Raw genomic sequence first — 17,481 nt, forward strand, 5'->3', positions numbered from 1 at the left:
AATGGCGTGTGGGGGACTGAGTGGATTTCCGACTGACCGAAACGCAACGCGATCTGCAGGACGCGGCGCGCACATTTGCCCGCCGCGAATTGCCCGACCTTGCGCGCGACATGGAGGAAAACGACTATCCGGTCCCCGCCGAGATGATGCGCCGGTACGGGGAACAAGGCTTCCTGGGCGTCAACTTGCCGCAGGAATACGGCGGGCTCGGCCTCGGGCACCTCGAGGCGCTGCTGGTTCTCGAACAGTTCGCCATGATTTCGAGCGCGGTCGCATTTCCGGTGTTCGAGGCGCTCGTCGGGCCGGTCCACACGATCGAACGCTATGGCTCGGATAGCCTGAAGGGCAGGATTATCCCCCAGGTCACGTCCGGCGCTGCAACGGTCGCGGTCGCCATGTCGGAACCCGATGCCGGGACGGCACTGACCGATCTGACCACGCGGGCCGTGCTCGACGGGGACGAATACGTGGTCGATGGGGCGAAGCGCTGGACCTCGGGCGCGGGCCACGCCCGCTACTACATCGTCTATGCGCGCATGTCGGACGCGCCGGGCGCCAAGGGCATCGGCGCGGTCATGGTCGAAAAGGACCTGCCCGGCGTCGGCTTCGGCAAGCGCGAGCACCTGATGGGATTTCGCGGTATCGAGACGGCAGACATCATCCTCGACGGCGTGCGCGTGCCGCGAGACAACGAGGTGATCGCCGCCGGCGGGTTCGGCAAGCTGATGTCCGCCTTTGGGCTGGAACGCTGCGGCAACGCGACCCAGGCGCTTGGCACGGCGGCGGCTGCGCTCGAACAGGCGCTTGCCTATACCCAGGAACGCGAAGCGTTCGGCAAGCCGATCGTCGATTTCCAGGCGGTGCAGCTGAAGCTCGCGGAAATGGCGATGCAGGTAGAGGCCGCGCGCCTGCTGATCTGGCGCGCCGCCGCCAATGCCGCCCACGCCGACAACGGCCTGCCCAGCGCACTTGAGAGCAGCATGGCCAAATGCTTTGCCAACGAGATGGTGCGCACGGTCGCCGCGCTGGGGATGCAGGTCATGGGCGGCTACGGCTACCACAAGGACTACGGCATGGAGCAGCGTCTGCGCGACGGGTTCGCGTGGGGCATCGCCGGGGGCAGCATCGACGTGCAGAAGACCAACATCGCCGCCGCGCTGGTGGGCCGGCGATTCGATCAGCGCCGCTAGGGAACGCTGGCATGGGCGAGGAGTTTGTCGCCTTTCATGCACGGTTCACCACCTCGATGCATAAACCGCAACCACCACTCCACCGGGGGTCGCACCCTATGATTCGCCGTGTCCTGGCGCTTGCCGCCGTCGCATCGATCGCATTCCTGCCGCTCGCTTCCGCACAAGCCCAGTTCGGCGGCGGTGAGGCCACCGCCGTGCGGGAAGGTTTCGTCCTTCCGCCGGGCGAGGTGCGCGTCCTCGTCTTCCGCCCGCAGGTCGCGGTCGGCGAGCAAACGACCGGCGGGATGAACGAGCCGAGCGTGGCGTGGACCGAGGCGGCGAAGGGCCACCTCGTCACCGCGCTCGAGAATGAGCAGCGGGCGCGCGGTACCAGCCTCGTGATGGTGCCGGACCTCGCGGGTGAGCAGCAGCAGCTCGTCGCCGACTATACCGCGCTGTTCCGCACGGTCGCCGAGGCCGCGTTCAACCACAAGATGTTCCCCGGCAACCGGTTGCCGACCAAGAAGAAGGAATTCGACTGGACGCTGGGGCAGGAAGCATCTCAGCTCCGTGCCCTTGGCGGAGACTACGGCCTGTTCTTCTTCACCTTCGATTCGTACGGCTCGACTGGCCGCAAGGTCGCGCAGATCCTCGGCGCGGTCATGGGCTTCGGGCTGATGAGTTCGGGCGTCCATGTCGGCTATGCGGGGTTGGTCGACCTCAAGACCGGCGACCTTGTCTGGCTCAACGCCGACCTCGCGATGGGCGGCGACGTGCGGACCGCAGACGGGGCCGAGAAGCGCGTGGCGCAGTTGCTCGAGGAATTTCCGGTCAAGGCAAGCGGCCCCGCGCTCGCCACGCCCGAACCGGCGCCGCGCCCGAACCCGGACGGAGCCGCGACGATCGAACTGCCCGGCACCGGCACAGTCGACGATCCGAAAGCGCCGCCTCCACCTCCTCCGCCCGTGAAGGAGGACCCGAAGTGATCCGCCGCACCATCGCCGCCGCGCTGCTTTCGTGCGCGGTCCTCGCGCAGCCGCTCGCCGCGCAGACCGCAAAGCCCGTTGAACCCGCTCCCAGCACGGCCGGCTACAAGCCCGCCGACGAGCTCGAACGCGGGCTGTGGTACCAGGTCGACGAGGCCGAGCGCGAGCTGAAGACGAGCAAGTTCCTCGTCACCGATCCCGCGCTCAACGAATACGTCAAGGGCGTGCTTTGCCGCACCGTGGGCGAGGATCGCTGCCAGCAGACTCGGCTCTACATCGTGCGCGTGCCGCAATTCAACGCGAGCATGGCGCCCAACGGGCTCACCATCGTCAACACCGGGCTGCTGCTGCGGATGCGCGACGAGGCGCAGCTTGCCGCGGTGCTGGGGCACGAGTTCACCCACTTCGAGAACCGGCATTCGGTGCGCCTCTTCCGCGACATCCGCGCCAAGACCGACGCGCTGAGCTGGCTGAGCTTCATCCCTATCCCCTACCTCGGCATGGCGAGCCAGATTGCGCTGATCGGCAGCGTCTACGGCTTCAGCCGCGACATGGAGCGCGAGGCGGACGCGGGTTCGATCGAGGAGATGGCGCGCGGTGGCTACGACCCGCGCGAGGCGTCGCGCATCTGGGCGCAGCTCGGCGCCGAGCTCGATGCGACCGCCGCCGAACGCAAGCACAAGAGCCAGAAGGATCGCGGCGGGATGTTCTCGACCCATCCCCGAACCACCGAGCGCATGGCCACGCTGGCGAAACTTGCCGAGGCGAAGCAGCTTGCCGATCCCGGCGTCACTCGCGCGGCCGAATACAAGGCCGCTATCGCGCCGTGGTGGGGCCGGTTGGTCGACGACCAGATCAGCCTGAATGACTTTGGCGGGACCGAGTATATGCTGGCGACACTGGCCGGCAACGACCCGGCGCGATGGACTGCGGACCTGCTCTACGCGCGGGGCGAGCTTTATCGCGCGCGCGGCAAGGGCACGGACTTCGCGCAGGCGTCCGACTTCTACCGGCAGGCGATCGCGAAGGGCGATGCACCGGTCGAAAGCTGGCGCGGCCTCGGCCTCGCGCTCATGCGCGGCGGGGATCGGCCGGGCGGTCAGGCGGCACTGCGTGATTACCTGACGCGCAACCCGGACGCCTACGACTACGCGATGCTCCGCGCGATGGCGGGAGACGGGGCATGAGGCGGCTGTTCCTCCTGCTGGCGCTCGCGCTCGGCCTCGCTTCGGCCCCTGCCGCCGCGCAGTGGCGCCTCGTCAAGGCAGCCGAACCGCGCGAGGTGGTCGGCGGGGCGATGGTCGTGACCGCGCCAGCCGAGTGGAACCGGTCGACAGACCGGCCCACGAAGCGGACCGAGATCTGGACCAAGGACGGCACGACACTGGGCGAACTCGACTTCTGGCTCGGCCTCAAGCCGGGCGAGCCGCTGTTCAAGGAGCAGAGCAAGAAGAAGGCCCCGCTGCCCAAGTTCGATCCGAACATGCTGCCGACCGACCTCGTCGAGTTCTTCGAGGATACCGCGCGCACCGTGCTCGGCGGATCGCTGTTCGAGACGACCTATGTCAAGCCGGCGACGCTCGCCGGGCATCCGGGGGTGGAGTTCGAGTTCATCTATACCGGGGGCGACGAGGTCGCGCGGCGCGGGCTCGTGCGCGGGGCGATCATCGGCGGGCGGCTCTACCTCATCAACTGGGACGCGCCGAAGCTGCACTACTACGAGCACCACCTCGAGGAGGTGCGGCAGATCATGGACAGCGCGAAGCTCGGCGCCGGTTGAGTTAGTGGCGCGTGGTGCTCCGCTCGACGCGGTTGCGCCCACGGGACTTGGCGGCCAGCAGCGCGAGTTCCGCGTCGCGCAGCGTGGCGTCGGCCGAGCGGGCGAACCGCGCGACCCCGGCGCTGGCGGTGAGCCGCTCGCGGCCCGCCCCGGCGTTCAGCTCTTCCATCGCGGTGATCACCCGCGCGCAGGCGGCGTGGGCGGCAGCCTCGCTCGCATCGGGTAGCAGCACGCCGAAGGTGCCACCGGCTACGCGACTGACGATGTCGTCTGCGCGCAGCAGGCTCTGGAGCAGGCGCGCAAAGGCAACCAACACCCGGTCGCCCCCGCTGTGTCCGTGCTTCAGGTTGATCGTGCGGAAATGGTCGAGGTCGAACAGCGCGACGTGGCCTGCCGTGCCGGCCTCGACGAGATGGCCGAGCATCCGCACGAAGGCCTCGCGGTTGGTCAGGTTGGTGAGCGGATCGGTCATCGCGGCGGCGAACAGGCGATCTTCCAGGGCGCGGCGGTCGTCGATCGAGCGGAAGATGCCGAGCGCGCCGCGCTGGCCGGGCAGGGTGCCGAGCTTCATCTCGAGCCAGCGCGGCGAACCGTCCTGCGCCAGCGCGAGCACTTCCAGCCATCCCCGGCCATCGGTCCCGTCGAGCGCCGCAGTGTGCTCCGCAAGCACTATCTCGGCATACGAGGGGTGCAGCAGTTCGAGCAGATGCCGCCCGACCGGATCGCCCGCGAATGCCAGGCCCAGTCCCGCGCTCGCCGGGGTCGCATGGACGATCCGGCCATGGCGATCGGTCTTGAGCACGAGGTCGGTCGGACTATCCGCGACCAGCCGATAAAGCGCCGAGGCTTCGCCCGGCGAGAGTTCGCCCCACATACTCGTCGCAATCCCCTGTTTCATCACCCGATTCGGCAGAACGTCCGAAGCGAGAAACTAACGATGCCCCAGGCTGCGCATGATCCCAACAAACGCAGCCACTCGACAAGAGTATTGCTACTCCGGTCTTGTCAGTGAATTGCGTTAGGTGAATTGTTAGCTTGAACTAACGACTTGAAGTTTCACCGAAAAACGCAATTCATTAACCACGTTCTTCTTTTCCATTTGTGGAAAACTTGCAAGCAGATTTGTGAATGGCTTGACTTACAGTTCGATCATGATCCGAACGCGCGCCGGTTCGACGCCATAGGCTGCGGCGATCTGCCGACGTCCTGCTTCGACGGCCTCGATCGGACCCGACGTGGCGGGTTCGAGCCCGCCGGGCGTTACGCCCAGCGCTTCGGCGAGCGCGGCAAGGCGGCGTTCCACTGGGCGGGCCTTGCCGTGTTCCCACGCCCAGACGGTCGGCTTGCTGACGCCGAGACGATCGGCCACGTCGGCGAGCGACAGGCCGCGTTCCGAGCGCAGGCGGTGTAGGCGCGAACCAAAGGTTTCGGCAAGTGGCGGCAACCCTGCGTCGTCGGGACGCACCGCGCCGCGAAGTTGGGCTGCGCTGAGCGCTGCTGTGGAGATAGTGGTGTTGAAGCGGCACCCGTGCATCGGCGCGTCGACCCACACGACGGTCGCGCTCGTCTCGCCGGTTTCCGGCAATTCGACTGCAATCGTGTCGCCCTCTTCCAGCGGCACTTCGGTTTCGACGAGCATGCCGGTCGCGGAAATGTTGTGAACCGTCGCAGCGCCCACGCTCGCCTCCGCGAAGCGGCCGCTGACGCCCAGATGCAGGGTGCGCCGGAGAGCACCGCGCTGATCGGCGGGGTCGGTCGTTTCGAACCGGGCTTCGATGGACAAGTCTGGACACTCCGCTGAACAATTGGCGGAGATGAGGTTCGGCGATCGGGGTTAAGACGAGGTTAGCTTGACGTTGAATTCATCGCGCGCGCGGCTCGACCGGTCGGATCATGCCCTCCTGTGCCACGCTGGCGACGAGTCGGCCGTCCTGGAAGATCTGCCCGCGGTTGAATCCGCGGCTGCCGCCCGACCACGGACTGTCGCAGGTGTAGAGCAGCCACTCGTCGGCGCGGAACGGGGCATGGAACCAGATCGCGTGGTCGAGACTGGCGCTCTTCACCTCGCCGCGCAGCCACGACAGGCCGTGCGGCATGATGCTGGTGCCCAGCAACTGCATGTCCGAAAGGTAGGCCAGCACCGCGCGGTGAATGCGAGCATCGTCGGGCAGGACGCTGCAGGCACGGAACCAGGCGTGCTGCACGGGCTTTCGGCGCTCGGACGACAGCCAGTGCCGTCCGGTGGCGGAGCGGATCTCGATCGGGCGCGGTGCCGCGAAGAACTGCCGCGCCCGTTCCGGCAGCTTTTCGGCCACCTCTTCGCGCAGGTTCTGGTCGCTCGGCAGGTCGACGGGTCCGGGGACGTCGGGCATCTCCGCCCGCTCGTGCTCGAGGCCCGGCTGGTGCTTCTGGAAGCTCGCCGACAAGTTGAGGATCGGCTGCAGCGTGCCGTCCGGGCCGGGCTGGCTCGCGACCACGCGGCGATTGGAGAAGCTGCCGCCGTCGAGCTGGCGGTCGACCGCAAGGTCGATCGGGTGATCCTCGCTGCCGCCGCGCAGGAAATAGGCATGGAGCGAGTGTGCCGCGCGGTCGTCGGCGACCGTGCGCTCGGCGGCGATCAGCGCCTGCGCGATCACTTGCCCGCCGAATACCCGGCCGACGCCATCCTTCTTGCGCGGACCCTCGAACCTGTCGAGGCCGATGGGGCGCGGATCGAGCAGCGCCAGCAGGTCGGCGACGAGCGTTTCGGGGTCGGGGCGGTCGGTCATGCAGGGCGGCTTTGGCCCTGCCTTACGCTTTGGTCAACCGGCGCGGGCGACCCTGCGCCATGCGCGCCAGGCGAACGACTTGCCCCGGTTACTCATCGGCCAGCGTCCGGGGGCGCGGGGGGTTATTCCGGCCTTGCGGAGCAGGCTGTTCCAGCAGCGCGCATCGGCCTCCGCGAACGACCAGTCGCTGCGCCAGGTGATCGACAGCGAGATCGAGCTGGCAGGCCCGTTGCGGACGAAATGCGGGGCCATCACCGGGACGACCACGGCCTCGCCCGGATGCAGGACGAATTCGGACCCGCCCGCCGCCAGCTCGTCGCTCCACTTGAGCTCGCGCGGGCCGCCGGTGTGGTAGCTTTCGTGGGTCGTATCGGGAGCGAACCGGCTGTCGCCCGCGGGAAACTGGGTCATCGTCTTGATGCCGGTCAGCTGGAGCAGAATGTTATGTTCGGGATCGAAGTGGTACGGGGTGACCGCGTCGGGGCTGGAGATGAAGACGAACCCCTGTGGCCGCAGCATGGCGCCCGTGCGGGCTTCGATCGCCGGACGCAGTTCGCCGAGCAGCGACAGCAGCAACGCTTCGTATTCGGGCACCTGCTCGATGTTCTTGAGGACGGCCCAGCTGTTGCTGGTCGCGATTTGGCGGATCGTGTCCTCGATCGACAGGCCGGTGCCGCCGGGCTTGCCGTCGACGCCGATCGGCAGGTCGCCGCGATTGTACTCGATCGACCGGTCAGGGAGCCTCCCTGCAAGCGACGCCAGCGCATCGAGCGACAGCAGCGCGTTGTCGGCAAGGCCGTGGCGCAGCGTGCGCGGCACCTCGGGATAGGCGGCGGCGAACTGCGCGCGCGCCTCGGGTCCGAAGACGGGGCGGTCGAGAGTGGTAAAACCGGTGCGGGCGTCCATCGGTCAAAGTCCTTGCAAGTGGGCGCGTGTCTCGGCGCGAAAGATTGCAGCGGCGGCCGCGCGGCGCAGGCGGCCGCCGATGGCGATGCTGACGCGGGCAATGGTGCGCTTCTCGCGCCAGATGCGCTCGATCATCGGGTGGTCGGGCGCGGCGCAGCTATCGGTCCACGCGATGTCCGGCCGGGCGAGCAGGGCGAGGTTCTCGCGCTGGAGCAGCACACCGGGCGAGAAGCGGGCCAGCCGCTCGTCGTACGCGGTCTTGAAGCTGAACGCGCCGGGCGGGGCGAGGAAGTTGGCGAGCATCGCGATCGGCCGTCCGTCGAGCAGGATCGACAGCCTTTCGAGCCGACCTGAGGACGCCGCTCCGTCGAGGGCTTCGGCGAAGAAACGCGCCTTGGCCGGGTCGCAGGCGATCGCCGAGCCTTCGGCGCCCTTCCACCCCGTGCCTTCGAGCGCGAGGAAGGCCGCGATCCACTCCGCCAAGCCCACGGTATCGGTCGACCGCTCGAAGGAGAGGGCTCCTTCTTCCGACAGCCGGGTGAACTGGCGGCGCAGTTCCTTGCGCTTTTTGCCGGTCATCGAGGATTCGAAATACGCCTCGGGCGAAAGGTCGGATTTTAGAAGCGCGCGGTCGTACCGGTGCACGACCGCGGCGGGGCGGCGCTCGACCGTGCACACGTCGCGCAGAGCGGCGAAGAGCGGGCCGTCTGTGGGCAGGGCGTCGAGATGCAGGAACAGCGCGGCGCCCGCGTGGTCGTCCGCCCAGCCGAGCAGGGCGTGCCAGAAGGTGTGCTCGTGCCTCGCCGCCACCAGCGGGGTGCCGCAGAAGGCGTTCGCATGGCGCCAGTTGCCGATATGGGGCAGCGGATAGCGTTCGTACCGTCCACTGCGGGCGATCGGCACGACCCCCACGAGCGTATCGCCGTCGCGGAGAACGGCGAGGCTAACGCGCTCTTGCGGGTCGAAGGCGGCAAGGCCGGGCTGGAGGCACCATCGCTCGGCGAAAGGGTTTGGCTCGGTGGCGTTAGCGGCGAGGGTATCCCACTCCATCGCACCGGGCAGCGCACGCCACGGCGCCACCGCGAATGCGGGGACTCCTGCTGGCGCGTCAGTGGCAAGGGCGGCACGCTGCTCCATCTGATGCCGCGATACCGCGCAGCGTTAGAGGAAGCCTTAACGCGCCCACGAAAAAGCCCGCCCCGTCCTGAAACGGGGCGGGCCTTTCGATGCCCGTTACCGGGGCGCCGCGGTCAGACCGCGTGGCCCCCCGCCAGCGCCGCGAGCAGTAGCAGCGCGACGATGTTGGTGATCTTGATCATCGGGTTCACGGCCGGACCCGCGGTGTCCTTGTAGGGATCGCCCACGGTGTCGCCGGTCACCGCGGCCTTGTGGGCTTCGGACCCCTTGCCGCCATGGTGGCCGTCTTCGATGTACTTCTTGGCGTTGTCCCACGCGCCGCCGCCCGCCGTCATCGACAGCGCGACGAACAGCCCGCCGACGATCACGCCGAGGAGCAGCGCGCCCAGCGCAGCGAAGCCGTTGGCCTGACCCGCGATCATCGTGATCGCGAAATAGACCACGATCGGCGCCAGCACCGGCAGCATCGAGGGGATGATCATCTCCTTGATCGCCGCCTTGGTGACGAGGTCGACCGTGCGCGCGTAGTCGGGCTTGGACTCGTAGGTCATGATGCCCGGGTTGCTCTTGAACTGCTCACGCACGTCGATGACGACGTCGCCCGCCGCTCGGCCGACGGCGGTCATCCCCATCGATCCGAACAGGTAGGGCAGCAGCGCGCCCAGCAGCAACCCGACGATGACGTACGGGTTCTCGAGGCTGAAATCGACCGTCAGGTTCGGGAAGAACTCCTTGAGGTCGGTGGTATAGGCGGCGAACAGCACCAGCGCGGCAAGGCCGGCCGATCCGATCGCGTAGCCCTTGGTGACCGCCTTGGTGGTGTTGCCCACCGCATCGAGCAGGTCGGTCTTCTCGCGCACGCTGTCGTCGAGGCCCGCCATTTCGGCGATGCCGCCGGCGTTGTCGGTCACGGGACCATAGGCATCGAGCGCCACGACCATTCCCGCGAGCGCCAGCATGGCGGTGGCGGCATAGGCGATGCCGATGAGGCCGGCGAGCTGGTAGGCGATGATGATGCCCGCCACGATCACCAGCGTCGGCAGCGCTGTGGCTTCCATGCTGATCGCGAGACCCTGGATCACGTTGGTGCCGTGGCCGGTTTCCGACGACTTGGCGATCGAGCGCACCGGGCGGTAGTTGGTGCCGGTGTAGTACTCGGTGATCCAGATGATCAGCCCGGTGATGACGAGGCCGAGCAGGGCGCACCAGAACAGGCTCATCGCGGTGAACGTGGTGTCGCCGACGCTGAGCTGGGTGTCCATGCCGCCGAGCGCGGTCATGATCGCCCACCAGATGGCCGGTACTGCCAGCACGGCGGAGACGAGGAAGCCCTTGTACATGGCGCCCATGACGTTCTTCGATCCGCCGAGGCGGACGAAGTAGGTACCGATGATCGAGGTCACGATGCAGACGCCGCCGATCAGCAGCGGCAGGCTCATCATCGGCATCAGCAGATCGCCGAGGCCCTGCATGAGCAGCGCGGTGAGCACCATCGTGGCGCCCACGGTGACGACGTAGGTTTCGAAAAGGTCGGCGGCCATGCCGGCGCAGTCGCCGACGTTGTCGCCCACGTTGTCGGCGATCACCGCCGGGTTGCGTGGATCGTCTTCGGGGATGCCCGCCTCGACCTTGCCGACGAGGTCGGCACCGACGTCGGCGGCCTTGGTGAAGATGCCGCCGCCGAGGCGCGCGAAGATCGAGATCAGCGATGCGCCGAAGGCGAGCGCGACGAGCGCGTCGATCACCACGCGGTCGTTGGCCGCATAGCCCATCGAGTTGGTGAGGACCCAGAAGAACACCGCGATCGCGAGGAGCGCGAGGCCCGCCACGAGCATGCCGGTGATCGCGCCTGCGCGGAACGCCATCGTCAGGCCCTCCTGCAGGCCGACCGAAGCGGCCTGCGCGGTGCGGACGTTGGAACGGACCGAGATGTTCATCCCGATGAAGCCCGCGACGCCCGAAAGGATCGCACCGATCACGAAGCCGGTCGCCGAAATGGCGCCGAGGAACACACCGACCAGAACGGCGACGACGACGCCGACGATCGCGATGGTGGTGTACTGGCGGCGAAGGTAGGCCTGCGCGCCTTCCTGGATCGCCGCGGCGATTTCCTGCATCTTTGCATTGCCGGCGCTGGAACCCAGCACCTGGCGGCTGGTCACGAAGCCGTACACGACGGCCAGTGCCCCCAGAACAATCGATATGAGTACCAAGTCCACGGCCAAGTCCCCTCCTGCATTCGTGGATGATGCCGCATCTCCCGTGCGGCGTTGAGGCGGGGAGGTATAAGGCCGCGACTCGGAGGCGCAAGCCACAAACGCCCGGTTTTCGCCGGGTATGCGCCCTTGGTTCTAGGTCGTGTGGCGATAGCCGAGCCGGTCGTCCGGCGACGGCGCGATTCCATCGAGCAGGAGGGGCGCATCCCCGCGCGGCAGGACGGTGCCGATCCGGGTCGCCGCGACGGGCAGATCGGCCGCCTCGGGAGCAGTGAACAGCAGCGCGTAATCGTCGCCCCAGCGCAGCGCGTCGGCCCGGCGGTCTTCGGACTCTGCAATGGGCACAGCGGCAGTATTGAGGTCGATGGTAACACCGCTCGCATCCGCGATGCGCGAGGCATCGAGCAGAAGGCCGTCCGAAACGTCCATCATCGCGCTGACGTGCGGGGCGAGCGCGCGACCCTCGGCCAGCAGCGGGATGGGGCGGCGATAGGCGGCGCTCTCGGCGCCCGTTCCGTCACGCAGCGCCTCGAACCCCGCCATCGCCGCGCCGATCGTGCCAGTAAGCCAGACCGCGTCACCCGGTCGCGCGCCGCTGCGCCCCGGCACGGGGCGGCAGGTGGCGAGACCGATGGCAGTCAAGCCAAGTGTCCGCGCGCCGCTGCCGGACACGGTATCGCCGCCGAGCAGGGGCACGCCATAGGCTGCGAGGACCTCGTCCAACCCAGCCACAAACCGATCATCCCCTACGCCGAGCGTATGTCCGAGGAGCATTCCGATCGGCTCGGCACCCTTGGCGGCAAGGTCCGACAGGTTCACCGCGACGAGCTTCCATGCGACGTCGGCCATGTCCTGTCCCGGAAGCCAGTGGACGCCCTCGACCATCGTGTCGTGGGTCAGGACGAGCGTCTCTCCGCCGACTTCGAGCACGGCGGCATCATCCTGGAGGTTGCGGGCGGCAGGGTGCGTCGCGATGCGGCGCAGGGCGTCGATGAAGGCGAATTCGCCGCTCAGCGCACGCCCTTTGCCACCGCGTCGAGCACGCCGTTGACGAATTTCGCTTCGCGGTCGTCGAAGAACGCCTTGGCGACGTCGACCCACTCGCTGATCGCGGCGGCGACCGGCACGTCGGGCCGAGCGAGAAGCTCGTAGGCGCCGCCTCGCAGGATCTGCAGCATCGTCTTGTCGAGCCGCGCGAGGGTCCAGCCGTCGGCGAGGCGGGCGGTCAAGAGGTCGTCGATCTCATCCCTGCGGGCGAGCGCGCCGGACACCAAGTCGTCGAAGAAATCGACTTCGGCATCGGCGAATTCGGCTTCGCCTTCGTCGTCGGTCATGCCCAGGCGGTGCTGGTGGAATTCGTCGAGCAGGCGCGCGGTGCCGGTGCCCTCCATGTGGTGCTGGTAGAGCGCCTGGACGGCGGCGAGGCGGGCGGCGGAACGCGCCTGGGAGCGGGGGCTGGAGGTCATTTCAGTCTCAGTTCGATGGAGCGCGCGTGGGCTTCGAGGCCCTCCGCATGGGCGAGCGCAGCGGCGGCGGGTCCGATTTCGCGCAGGGATTCAAGGCCGAGCTCGATGAAGCTCGTCCGCTTCATGAAGTCGAGCACCGACAGCCCGCTGGAAAAGCGCGCGCGGCGACCGGTGGGGAGGACGTGGTTGGGTCCCGCGACATAGTCGCCCACCGCTTCGGGTGCCATGCGGCCGATGAACAGGCTGCCGACGTGGCGGATGCCGTCGACGAACGGCTGCGGGTCGGCGAGCGCGAGCTCGACGTGTTCGGCGGCAAGCGCGTTGGCGAGCGGGATCGCCTGTTCGAGCCGGTCGACGACGATGATCACACCGTGATCGTCCCAGCTCTGGCGGGCGACCTTGCGGGTCTTGAGCATCGCGCACTGGACGTCGACGCGGTCCTCGACCTGCCCGGCGAAATCGGCATCGTCGGTGATCAGGATCGACTGCGCATCGGGGTCGTGTTCGGCCTGGCTGAGGAGGTCGGCGGCGATCCAGTCGGGATCGTTGGCGCCGTCGGCGATGACGAGGATCTCGCTCGGCCCGGCGACCATGTCGATGCCGACCACGCCGTAGAGCTGGCGCTTGGCCTCCGCGACCCAGGCGTTGCCGGGGCCGGTGACGACGTCGACGCGCCTGATCCGCTTTGTGCCATAAGCGAGCGCGGCGATCGCCTGCGCCCCGCCGATGCGCCAGACCTCGTCCACGCCCGCAACGTGCGCGGCGGCGAGGACGAGCGGGTTGGTGCGACCGCCCGGCGTCGGGGTCACGACCGCCAGTCGCTCGACCCCCGCCACCTTGGCCGGGATCGCGTTCATCAGCAGCGAAGAAGGATAGGCCGCGCGTCCGCCGGGCACGTAGAGGCCCGCGGCATCGACCGGCCGCCAGCGCGCGCCGAGCCGCACGCCCGCCGCGTCGGTCTCGTCGCGGTCGGCGGGGAGTTGCTTTGCGTGGTAGGCGCGGATGCGGTCGGCAGCGAAGGTGAGCGCGTCTCGAAGACCCGGCTCCAGCCCTTCGAACGCAGCGCGGCAGTCGGTGAGGTCGATGCGCCAGTCGCCTTCCTCGGTCAGCTGGTGATCATCGAACCGGTGGGTGTATTCGCTCAGCGCGTCGTCGCCCTTCGCCTTCACGCGGGCGAGAATGTCGGCGACGTCGCTCGCCACGTCATCGTCGCTCGCGCGGCGGTAGTCGACAATGCGCCGGAACGCCTTTTCGAACGTTGGATCAGAGGCAATCAAGCGCTTCATTGACACGCGTTCCGAAACCGTTCGACCAGCGCGGCGACGCGCGGATCGGTCTTGAGCGCCGCGCGGTTCACCACCAGCCGCGCGGTGATCTCCATGATCGTCGCGATCTCGACGAGGCCGTTATCCTTCAGCGTCTGCCCGCTCGACACGAGGTCGACGATCCGGCCCGCGAGGCCGAGCTCCGGGGCGATCTCCATCGCGCCGTTGAGTTTCACGCACTCCGCCTGCACGCCGCGCGCCTCGAAATGGCGGCGGGTGAGGTTGGGATACTTGGTGGCGACGCGAAGATGGGTCGATCCGCCCTCCAAGGACGCTCCCGCCGCGGGCTCGGCGACCGAGAGGCGGCAGTGACCGATCGCCAGATCGACCGGCGCGTAGAGGTCCGAATAGTCGAACTCCTCGATCACGTCGGACCCCACGATGCCCGCCTGCGCCGCGCCGTGGGCCACGAACGTCGCCACGTCGAACGCGCGCACGCGGATGACGCGGTAATCCGCATCCTCGCAGCCGAACGCAAGGCGCCGGTCGCCCTTGTCGTGGAACCCCGCTTCGGGCACGACTCCGGCGCGCGCCATCAGCGGCAGCGCCTCGTCGAGGATGCGTCCCTTCGGCACGGCGAACGTCAGCGGGGTGGGGGTGAGTGACCCGGTCATGGCGCGCGCGACTTAGGGCGCGTGACGTGAAAGGGCAACGCAAGATGGCCGAGGCCGCTCCCAAGTACGAGTTGGTCGATATCGACCTGACCGGCGACGGGGCCGTCGTCCGCGCGTTCGAGAACCAGGTTGCCTATTGCCGTTCGGCCAGTGCGCCGATCACCGCGCGGGTCGTCGCGGCCTTGCTCGAATTGGTCGAATGCGACGCGCCGGGCGCGTTGCTCGATCGCATCCGCTCCTGGCAGGGCGCGCCGCTTGCCGACGCGCTGCCGCTGCGGATCGCGGGCGGGATTCATTCGCTCTGGCTGTCCGGTGCCCAGCCCGAGCTGGGCCGGATCTATCGCGGCGAGGCGGCAAGCAACGATGTGACCATCATGCGCGAGGCGGTCGCCGCGCACGAGGCGGTGCTGATGCCGTGGCTCGACGGGCCGCCGCAAACCAACGAGGCGGGACGGTCGTCGAACTTCATGGCGGCGATGCTGTGGCTGGCGGGGCAGGGCCTGCCGCCGCGGTTCGAATGCCTCGAGATCGGCTCGTCGGCGGGGATCAATCTGATGATGGATCGCTACGCCTACGACCTGGGCGGCGTGAAGGTCGGGCCGGCGGACTCGGCGATGGCGTTCGCGCCCAAATGGTTCGGGCCTCCGCCGCCCACCGGGGCAGTCGAATTCGCTTCGCTGAAGGGCTGCGACGTCGCGCCGGTCGACCTGACCGACCCGGTGGAAGCACTGCGCCTCAAAGCCTACATCTGGCCCGAGCACACGATCCGTTTCGAGCGGATGGAGGCCGCGATTGCTGCCGCCACCGAGCGCGCGCCGGACCTTGTGCGGATGAACGCCGCCGATTTCATCGAGACGAAACTGAAAAAGCCGCAGGCATCGGGCACCACGCGGGTGCTGATGCACTCGATCGTCTGGCAGTACGTCCCGAAGGACCAGCAGGAGCGGGTGACTGCGGCAATGGAAGAAGCAGGGACGCGCGCGACGCCCGATAAGCCGCTGGCGTGGATCGCGGTCGAGGCGGACCGGACGGTCCATCGTCACGGCCTGAAGGTGCGATACTGGCCAGGCGGGGAGCAGGAGCGCCTGCTCGCGTGGTCGCACCCGCATGGCGCGGACATCGAGTGGGTGGGGGGCTAGCCTCCTTTCAGCCGCTCCATGTAGCCGCGGGCGACCATAGCGGCGACCTGGTCGAACAGCGCATCGGGTGTCCGCCGCGCTTCGCCCATCGCGAGTTCCACACCTTCGGCGACGATGATCTCGCGCGCTCCAGCCGTAATCCCGTCGAGCATCTGCGTTGCTGCGACATCGGGATCGATTCCCTCGTCGATCGCCTTGTCGCTCTTGCCGCGGCGCGATCCGTCGGCGCCCAAGGCATTGCGGCTGACTTCGGTGCGGATCGAGCCGGGGTAGATCGTGTGCACTGCGACACCCGACTGCGACAGTTCAGCGCGCAGGGCGTCGGCATAGCCGGCGAGTCCGAACTTGGCTGCGGAGTATGCAGTGCGCATGGGCACGCCGACCTTGCCCGCAATCGACGAGATGAACGCCAGTGCGCCGCTGCCGCGCTCGCTCATTGGGCCGATCAGACTTTGTGCAAATGCGATCTGGGCGACGAGGTCGATCTCGATGATCTCGCGATAGACGCGCATGTCGGTATCGACCGCCGCCGAACGCTGCGAGATGCCCGCGTTGGCGACTGCGAGGTCGATCGCTCCTTTCCACACCAGCGCGGCCTCGGTCGCCTCGGCAAGCGTTTCCTCGTCCCTCACGTCGAAGGGGAGCAGCAGCGATTCTGTCGGCAGCGAATCGCCGACGTCGTGCAACCGTCCGATGTCACGGCCCGACAGGATCACGTTACCGCCCCGCGCCGCCCATTGCCGCGCAAGCGCCGCGCCGATTCCGCTTGATGCGCCGGTGATCCAGGCGACCTTGCCCTTGTGCGTCATGGATAGCTTACCGTCTTGGGCTGGTCGGGAATGGGGATGAACTCCTCGCTGTCGCCGGGGACGAGCGGGAAGGCGCCGCTGCGCCAGTCGTCCTTGGCCTGACTTATCCGCTCGCGCCTGGAGCCGACGAAGTTCCACCAGACGTGGCGCCTGGTCGCAAAAGCCTCGCCGCCGAGCAACATCACGCGCCCCCCGTTCTGCGAAGACAGCTTCATCGGCACGCCGGGGGCTAGGATGGCGAGCGTGAATGGCTCGATCGCCACGCCGTCGAGCGTTGCCTCGCCGCCCAACAGCATCACCGCGCGCTCGTCCGCCTCGGCGTCGATGGGCATCGAGCCGCCGGGCGCAAGGGCGATCTCGGCATAGATCGTGCCCGAATATGTCGTGGTCGGCGCGCGCGCGCCCCACAGTTCGCCCATCACGACGGTCGCCTTCGCACTGCCGTCGTCGATCACGGGCAGGTCGGTCATGGCCTCGAACGCCGGGTCGATCTCCTCGCGCCCATCGGGCAGCGCGAGCCAGGTCTGCATCCCGTAAAGCCGCGCACCCTTGCCGCGCTCGTCGGCGGGCGAGCGCTCGGAATGGACGATGCCGCGCCCTGCGGTCATCAGGTTGACCTGTCCGGGGCGGATCGTCGCGAAGCTGCCGAGGCTGTCGCGGTGGTCGATCGCGCCTTCGAACAGCCAGGTCACGGTCGACAGGCCGATGTGCGGGTGCGGGCGCACGTCCATCCCGGCCCCGAGATCGAGCTGTGCGGGACCGAACTGGTCGACGAAGATGAAGGGCCCCACCATCGTGCGCGCCTTGTTGGGCAACACGCGGCGGACCTCAAACTGGCCGAGGTCGTGGGCGACCGGCGTGATGGTCGTTTCGATCATGCTCATTCTCCGGGGGCGGATGCGCGGATGGCGAGCGCGTGGACCCGCTGGCCGGGGATGTCGCCGAGCGCGGCGTTGACCATGCGCTGGCGCGCGAGCCGCGATTTGCCCGCGAACGCGGCGCTCTCGATCACGAGCGTGAAGTGCGATTCACCGCTGCCATCGTCGCCCATGTGGCCGCGATGCTTCGCGCTGTCGTTGATGACTTCAAGCCGGGTCGGGGCGAATGCGCCCGCGAGCAGCGACTCCATTTCCGATTGCAACGGGCCGGGCATGGGGTTCCTT

Annotated in this window: 18 protein-coding genes; 5 read left to right on the top strand and 13 right to left on the bottom strand. The window is 68.1% G+C overall.

The window, feature by feature from the left end:
* Window positions 1–20: 20 nt before the first annotated feature.
* The 4 genes from ACWPMX_RS02080 to ACWPMX_RS02095 all read left to right on the top strand — a co-directional run bounded on the left by ACWPMX_RS02080 (window position 21) and on the right by ACWPMX_RS02095 (window position 3,938).
* Entirely contained in the window at window positions 21–1,190 is a 1,170-nt protein-coding gene (locus ACWPMX_RS02080) for an acyl-CoA dehydrogenase family protein (protein WP_455698394.1), read from the top strand.
* Between the two features lie 98 nt (window positions 1,191–1,288).
* Window positions 1,289–2,158, top strand: a complete 870-nt coding sequence (locus tag ACWPMX_RS02085; RefSeq protein WP_455698395.1) for a hypothetical protein — start codon at window positions 1,289–1,291, stop codon at window positions 2,156–2,158.
* Window positions 2,155–3,345 carry a M48 family metalloprotease gene (locus tag ACWPMX_RS02090; protein WP_455698396.1) on the top strand — a complete coding sequence of 397 codons (1,191 nt, stop codon included), beginning with the start codon at window positions 2,155–2,157 and terminating at the stop codon, window positions 3,343–3,345. The genes ACWPMX_RS02085 and ACWPMX_RS02090 overlap by 4 nt, the downstream gene beginning before the upstream one ends.
* Complete coding sequence (locus ACWPMX_RS02095) at window positions 3,342–3,938, top strand: hypothetical protein (RefSeq protein ID WP_455698397.1); 597 nt, start codon at window positions 3,342–3,344, stop codon at window positions 3,936–3,938. The genes ACWPMX_RS02090 and ACWPMX_RS02095 overlap by 4 nt, the downstream gene beginning before the upstream one ends.
* A gap of 1 nt (window position 3,939) precedes the next feature.
* On the opposite strand, the gene ACWPMX_RS02100 is transcribed toward ACWPMX_RS02095, so the two are convergent.
* The 10 genes from ACWPMX_RS02100 to hisG form a co-directional block, all read right to left on the bottom strand.
* Window positions 3,940–4,836: a diguanylate cyclase domain-containing protein gene (locus ACWPMX_RS02100; RefSeq protein WP_455698398.1), complete on the bottom strand. Its 897-nt coding sequence runs from the start codon at window positions 4,834–4,836 to the stop codon at window positions 3,940–3,942.
* A 240-nt stretch (window positions 4,837–5,076) separates the two neighbouring features.
* Entirely contained in the window at window positions 5,077–5,721 is a 645-nt protein-coding gene (locus ACWPMX_RS02105; protein WP_455698399.1) for a helix-turn-helix domain-containing protein, read from the bottom strand.
* Between the two features lie 79 nt (window positions 5,722–5,800).
* Window positions 5,801–6,706 (bottom strand): acyl-CoA thioesterase, encoded by a 906-nt coding sequence (locus ACWPMX_RS02110; protein WP_455698400.1) that lies wholly within the window; start codon window positions 6,704–6,706, stop codon window positions 5,801–5,803.
* A gap of 33 nt (window positions 6,707–6,739) precedes the next feature.
* A complete protein-coding gene (locus tag ACWPMX_RS02115; RefSeq protein WP_455698401.1) occupies window positions 6,740–7,612 on the bottom strand; it encodes a transcriptional regulator in 873 nt (290 codons plus the stop codon).
* 3 nt (window positions 7,613–7,615) lie between these two features.
* Window positions 7,616–8,749 (bottom strand): GNAT family N-acetyltransferase, encoded by a 1,134-nt coding sequence (locus ACWPMX_RS02120; RefSeq protein ID WP_455698402.1) that lies wholly within the window; start codon window positions 8,747–8,749, stop codon window positions 7,616–7,618.
* Between the two features lie 113 nt (window positions 8,750–8,862).
* Window positions 8,863–10,968 carry a sodium-translocating pyrophosphatase gene (locus tag ACWPMX_RS02125; protein ID WP_455698403.1) on the bottom strand — a complete coding sequence of 702 codons (2,106 nt, stop codon included), beginning with the start codon at window positions 10,966–10,968 and terminating at the stop codon, window positions 8,863–8,865.
* Between the two features lie 132 nt (window positions 10,969–11,100).
* Window positions 11,101–11,979, bottom strand: a complete 879-nt coding sequence (gene thiL / locus ACWPMX_RS02130) for a thiamine-phosphate kinase (RefSeq protein ID WP_455700710.1) — start codon at window positions 11,977–11,979, stop codon at window positions 11,101–11,103.
* The gene (nusB, locus tag ACWPMX_RS02135) at window positions 11,976–12,431 is read right to left on the bottom strand and encodes a transcription antitermination factor NusB (RefSeq protein WP_455698404.1); all 456 of its coding nucleotides are present in this window, start codon (window positions 12,429–12,431) and stop codon (window positions 11,976–11,978) included. The genes thiL and nusB overlap by 4 nt, the downstream gene beginning before the upstream one ends.
* Window positions 12,428–13,717 (bottom strand): histidinol dehydrogenase, encoded by a 1,290-nt coding sequence (gene hisD / locus ACWPMX_RS02140; protein ID WP_455698405.1) that lies wholly within the window; start codon window positions 13,715–13,717, stop codon window positions 12,428–12,430. The genes nusB and hisD overlap by 4 nt, the downstream gene beginning before the upstream one ends.
* On the bottom strand, window positions 13,714–14,370 hold the full coding sequence (hisG, locus tag ACWPMX_RS02145) for an ATP phosphoribosyltransferase (RefSeq protein ID WP_455698406.1): 657 nt from the start codon (window positions 14,368–14,370) through the stop codon (window positions 13,714–13,716). Before hisG ends, hisD begins: the two co-directional genes overlap by 4 nt.
* A gap of 26 nt (window positions 14,371–14,396) precedes the next feature.
* Between hisG and ACWPMX_RS02150 the strand changes: the two genes are divergently transcribed.
* On the top strand, window positions 14,397–15,509 hold the full coding sequence (locus ACWPMX_RS02150) for a DUF2332 domain-containing protein (RefSeq protein WP_455698407.1): 1,113 nt from the start codon (window positions 14,397–14,399) through the stop codon (window positions 15,507–15,509).
* On the opposite strand, the gene ACWPMX_RS02155 is transcribed toward ACWPMX_RS02150, so the two are convergent.
* Genes ACWPMX_RS02155 through ACWPMX_RS02165 form a run of 3 tightly spaced genes read right to left on the bottom strand, consistent with a single transcriptional unit; the run spans window position 15,506 to window position 17,471 of the window.
* The gene (locus tag ACWPMX_RS02155) at window positions 15,506–16,318 is read right to left on the bottom strand and encodes an SDR family NAD(P)-dependent oxidoreductase (protein ID WP_455698408.1); all 813 of its coding nucleotides are present in this window, start codon (window positions 16,316–16,318) and stop codon (window positions 15,506–15,508) included. The genes ACWPMX_RS02150 and ACWPMX_RS02155 overlap by 4 nt on opposite strands.
* Window positions 16,315–17,202, bottom strand: coding sequence for a pirin family protein (locus ACWPMX_RS02160; protein WP_455698409.1), 888 nt, complete (start codon window positions 17,200–17,202; stop codon window positions 16,315–16,317). The genes ACWPMX_RS02155 and ACWPMX_RS02160 overlap by 4 nt, the downstream gene beginning before the upstream one ends.
* Complete coding sequence (locus ACWPMX_RS02165) at window positions 17,199–17,471, bottom strand: BolA family protein (RefSeq protein ID WP_455698410.1); 273 nt, start codon at window positions 17,469–17,471, stop codon at window positions 17,199–17,201. Before ACWPMX_RS02165 ends, ACWPMX_RS02160 begins: the two co-directional genes overlap by 4 nt.
* Between the last annotated feature and the right edge of the window lie 10 nt (window positions 17,472–17,481).

The sequence above is a fragment of the Tsuneonella sp. HG094 genome (genome assembly GCF_053819285.1).

Excerpts from the sequence above, each read along its gene's own strand:
- ACWPMX_RS02095 (WP_455698397.1), top strand. The coding sequence starts at position 3,342 with ATGAGGCGGCTGTTCCTCCTGCTGGCGCTCGCGCTCGGCCTCGCTTCG.
- nusB (WP_455698404.1), bottom strand. The coding sequence starts at position 12,431 with ATGACCTCCAGCCCCCGCTCCCAGGCGCGTTCCGCCGCCCGCCTCGCC.
- ACWPMX_RS02115 (WP_455698401.1), bottom strand. The coding sequence starts at position 7,612 with ATGGACGCCCGCACCGGTTTTACCACTCTCGACCGCCCCGTCTTCGGA.
- hisG (WP_455698406.1), bottom strand. The coding sequence starts at position 14,370 with ATGACCGGGTCACTCACCCCCACCCCGCTGACGTTCGCCGTGCCGAAG.
- ACWPMX_RS02120 (WP_455698402.1), bottom strand. The coding sequence starts at position 8,749 with ATGGAGCAGCGTGCCGCCCTTGCCACTGACGCGCCAGCAGGAGTCCCC.
- ACWPMX_RS02110 (WP_455698400.1), bottom strand. The coding sequence starts at position 6,706 with ATGACCGACCGCCCCGACCCCGAAACGCTCGTCGCCGACCTGCTGGCG.
- ACWPMX_RS02160 (WP_455698409.1), bottom strand. The coding sequence starts at position 17,202 with ATGAGCATGATCGAAACGACCATCACGCCGGTCGCCCACGACCTCGGC.
- hisD (WP_455698405.1), bottom strand. The coding sequence starts at position 13,717 with ATGAAGCGCTTGATTGCCTCTGATCCAACGTTCGAAAAGGCGTTCCGG.
- ACWPMX_RS02165 (WP_455698410.1), bottom strand. The coding sequence starts at position 17,471 with ATGCCCGGCCCGTTGCAATCGGAAATGGAGTCGCTGCTCGCGGGCGCA.
- ACWPMX_RS02085 (WP_455698395.1), top strand. The coding sequence starts at position 1,289 with ATGATTCGCCGTGTCCTGGCGCTTGCCGCCGTCGCATCGATCGCATTC.
- ACWPMX_RS02100 (WP_455698398.1), bottom strand. The coding sequence starts at position 4,836 with ATGAAACAGGGGATTGCGACGAGTATGTGGGGCGAACTCTCGCCGGGC.
- ACWPMX_RS02155 (WP_455698408.1), bottom strand. The coding sequence starts at position 16,318 with ATGACGCACAAGGGCAAGGTCGCCTGGATCACCGGCGCATCAAGCGGA.